This is a genomic window from Actinomyces succiniciruminis (assembly GCF_900002405.1).
In the GTDB taxonomy this organism is placed as follows: domain Bacteria; phylum Actinomycetota; class Actinomycetes; order Actinomycetales; family Actinomycetaceae; genus Actinomyces; species Actinomyces succiniciruminis.
Genome location: NZ_LK995459.1, coordinates 1 through 1,484, shown reverse-complemented (window position 1 = coordinate 1,484; position 1,484 = coordinate 1). Strand labels below are relative to the sequence as shown.

Here is a 1,484-nt window from a genome sequence, read left to right as displayed (position 1 = left end):
TCTCAGGACATCGGTGACAGTTCTGCCTCAGGACATCGGTGACAGTTCGGGGGTTGTTGGTGGTGACAGTTCGGCTGTGATGGGCCGGTGAGTAATGATCCTGTTGACCCGCGTATCAGACTTGCGATTGCTCAGTGGCCCGACGACGCCCCGCGTGGTGCGGTGACCTCGTTTTGCGCCGAGCACACCATCAGCCGCAACACCTTCTACAAGCTGCGACGCAGGGCTATCGAGCTGGGGCAGGCCGCTGTCCTCGAGCCGCTGTCCAGGCGTCCGGGGTCTAGCCCTACCGCCTTGGGCCAGGACATCAAGGACCAGGCGGTGGCGGTGCGCGCCTCAATGGCGTCCTCTGGCCTGGACCATGGGCCGGTATCGGTTCATGACAAGATGGTGGCAATGGGACTGGACGCGCCCTCGCCTGCAGCGCTGTCGCGCATCTTCCGCCAACGGGGCGTGGCAAGACGCGAGCCGCACAAGCGGCCTAGGTCTGCGTGGAGGCGGTTCGTCTACCCTGCCCCGAACGCCTGCTGGCAGATGGACGCCACCGAGTACGTCCTCGTCGGAGGACGCAAGTGCGTCGTATTCCAGCTCATCGACGATCACTCCCGCCTGGCGGTGGCGTCCCTGGTCGCCGCCGCCGAGACCAGCCAGGCGGCTATCGCGGTTTTCGACCGGGCCGTCGCCCGCTACGGGGTACCCCAGCGGCTACTTACCGACAACGGGGCCGCCCTGAACCCCACCAGGCGGGGCATGCAGGGCGCGCTGGTAGAGCACATCAGGACTCTCGGGGTTGAGGCGATCACCGGCAAGCCGTACAAGCCAACCACCCAGGGCAAGAATGAGCGCTTCCACCAAACCCTGTTCCGCTACCTCGACGCTCAGCCCCTGGCCCACACCATCGAAGAGCTACAAGCCCAAGTCGACGCCTTCGACCACATCTACAACACCGAGCGAGGACACCAGGCCCTGCCCGGGCGCATCACCCCGGCCCAGGCATGGCAGGCCACCCCCGTCGCCGCCCCGCCACGCCCCGACCCCGCGCGTGATGAGCCGGTGATCCCTGGAGGCCCACCGGACCCGAGCGCCGCGGCCGCACAGCAGGCCCTGGACGACTACGAAGTCCTGGCCGATAAGGGGCGTCGCAGTCGGTCCCGGCTCGGCGAGCAGGGCGAGCGGGCCAAGACGATCGCGTCCAACGGCACCGTCACGATCGCTAATACCTCGTTCCTGGTCTCCAAGAAACGTGCCGGCCAACAGGTCACCGCCTGCTGGAACGCCACCGCTATCTGGTTCGTCGACACAGACGGCGAGGTCATCACCAGTTACCCCTGGCCCGACCCGGCCATCAGGTACGTCAGCCACCATGACCCCAGCACACGCTCCAACCGCGGCAGACCCCGAAAACAACCACAAGTGTCACCGATGTCCTGACACACCAAGTGTCACCGATGTCCTGAGGCAGAACTGTCACCGATGTCCTGAGA

General features: G+C 66.0%; 1 protein-coding gene. It reads left to right on the top strand.

What is annotated here, in order from left to right; translation table 11 throughout:
* Positions 1 to 87 precede the first annotated feature (87 nt).
* Positions 88 to 1,431, top strand: a complete 1,344-nt coding sequence (locus BN1056_RS00115; protein WP_425306086.1) for a DDE-type integrase/transposase/recombinase — start codon at positions 88 to 90, stop codon at positions 1,429 to 1,431.
* The last annotated feature ends 53 nt before the right edge of the window (positions 1,432 to 1,484 follow it).